This is a genomic window from Billgrantia sp. Q4P2, from assembly GCF_052806135.1.
Map to the genome: position 1 here is coordinate 1 of NZ_JBRBAI010000030.1, position 1,995 is coordinate 1,995.

At 70.2% G+C, this 1,995-nt stretch carries 1 protein-coding gene; it reads left to right on the top strand.

All coding sequences use genetic code 11. The annotated features are described in order from the left end of the window. Positions 1-1,995: FAD-linked oxidase C-terminal domain-containing protein (locus tag ACUY1T_RS21940; protein ID WP_446025690.1), on the top strand; the 1,995-nt coding region annotated here is incomplete at both ends.

Here is a 1,995-nt window from a genome sequence, read left to right on the forward strand (position 1 = left end):
AGTCTATGCCATGCGCAAGCGCGCCGTGGGGCTGCTGGGCAATGCCCGGGTCGATGCCAAGGGCGAGAAGCGCCCGATCCCCTTCGTCGAGGACACCGCGGTGCCGCCGGAGCACCTGGCCGACTTCATCGCCGAGTTCCGCGCCGCGCTCGATGCCCGCGGGCTCAGCTACGGCATGTTCGGCCACGTCGATGCCGGCGTGCTGCACGTGCGCCCGGCCATCGACATGAAGGACCCCGAGCAGGAGCGGCTGATCCGCGAGGTCTCCGACGAGGTCGCCGAGCTGACCCGCAAGTACGGTGGCCTGCTGTGGGGCGAGCACGGCAAGGGCGTGCGCTCGGAGTACGCGCCCCAGTTCTTCGGCGAACTCTACCCCAGCCTGCAGCGGGTCAAGGCGGCCTTCGACCCGCACCATCAGCTCAATCCCGGCAAGATCGCCACGCCGCTGTTTATCCCGCCCGAACCCGCGGGAAAGGCGCTTGATACCCCACCCGAGGCCGCAGGAGAGGCGCTAGATATCTCGCCCGAAGCAGTCGCGGAGCAGGCGGTGAAACTGGTCGACCCGGGCCTGCTGACCATCGATGGCGTGCCCACCCGCGGCCAGCTCGACCGCCAGATCGACGAGCGCGCGTGGCAGGCCCACGCCGCCACGGTCTACTGCAACGGCAACGGCGCCTGCTACAACTACGACCCGCACGACGCCATGTGCCCGTCGTGGAAGGCCACCCGCGACCGCATCCACTCGCCCAAGGGCCGCGCCAGCCTCGTCCGCGAGTGGCTGCGCCTGCAGGGCAACGCCGGCATCGACCTGGTGGAAGCGGCGCGCCGGCAGCGTCACGAGGGCGCCTGGGGCTTTTTGAAGCGCTTGCCGGCGCGGGTACGCAACACCTGGCGCCGTCGCGACGAGGCCGACTTCTCCCATGAGGTCTACGAGGCCATGGCGGGCTGCCTGGCCTGCAAGTCCTGCGCCGGCCAGTGCCCGGTGAAGGTCAACGTGCCGGACTCGCGCTCGCAGTTCCTCGAGATCTACCACGGCCGCTATCTGCGCCCCGTACGCGACTACCTGATCGGCGGCATGGAGTTCTTCGTGCCCTACCTCGCCCACGCCGCGCCGCTGTATAACGCCGCGCTGGGCCAACGTCTGGTGGACCGGCTGCTATCGCAGCACGTCGGCCTGGTCGACAGCCCGCGGCTCTCCCGCGCGCGGCTGGCCAAGCAGCTGCGCGCCTGGGGCATCGCCGAGGCCACACCGGTCTCGCTGGGCCTGCTCAGCGCGGCGCAGAAGGCCCGAAGCGTGGTCATCGTGCAGGACGCCTTCACCAGCCACTTCGAGGCCGAGCGGGTGATGGACATCGTCGAGCTGCTCGCGCGCCTCGACATGAAGGTGTTCGTCGCGCCCTACTCGCCCAACGGCAAGCCGCTGCACGTGCAGGGCTTCCTCGGCGCCTTCGAACGCACCGCGGCGAAGCAGGCAAGACGCCTGCGCGCCCTGGCCGAGTTCGGCGTACCGCTGGTGGGCATCGACCCGGCCATGACCCTGACCTACCGCCAGGAGTACGTGAAGGCGCTGGGGCCCGACGCCGTCCCCGAGGTACTGATGCTGCAGGAGTGGCTGGCGGCCCAGGGCCAACGCCTGGTGCCGCCGGCACTCGCGCAGCAGCTGGGCAAACTCGACGATCCCGGCTTCAGGCTGCTCTCGCACTGCACCGAGAAGAGCAACGCCCCCGGCAGCCCCAAGGCCTGGCAGCAGGTGTTCGCCGCCTTCGGTGTCGAGCTGGAACTCGTCGCCACCGGCTGCTGCGGCATGTCCGGCACCTACGGCCACGAGGCGCGCAACCTCGAGACTTCCAGGACCATCTACGCCCAGTCGTGGCAGCCGGTGGTCGAGGATGAGGCCAACCGCGGCCGCCTGCTGGCCACCGGCTACTCCTGTCGCAGCCAGGCCAAGCGGCTCTCCGGCCACGCCTTGCCGCACCCGCTGCAGGGGCTACTGGC